Genomic DNA, 251 nt, shown 5'->3' with positions numbered 1-251 from the left:
CGAAACTTTTCAGGACGCTGACCGTGCGCAGCATATCCTCGTCCTCCGCGCCGTCTCTGACAAACGTCACCTTTTTCCAGTCCCCGTTCGTGATCACGCCCAGGCTGCCTACAAACAGACTCACCCAATAGGCCTTTACCTCGCGCCGGGTACGGGAATAGTCATTCTCGCAAGTCGGCATCTTCTCATTCCAAATCTTGAGGAACTCATCCAGCACCGAATCCACCTTCGGATGAATCTTCTCTGGGGTC

Annotated in this window: 1 protein-coding gene; it reads right to left on the bottom strand. The window is 54.6% G+C overall.

Annotated elements, in window-relative coordinates:
- Positions 1-251: hypothetical protein (locus tag B0E34_RS22960; RefSeq protein ID WP_228423129.1), on the bottom strand; the 251-nt coding region annotated here is incomplete at both ends.

This window comes from Chryseobacterium mucoviscidosis, from assembly GCF_002177115.1.
Classification (GTDB): Bacteria; Bacteroidota; Bacteroidia; order Flavobacteriales; family Weeksellaceae; genus Chryseobacterium; species Chryseobacterium mucoviscidosis.
This window is presented reverse-complemented; position numbering and strand designations above follow the sequence as displayed.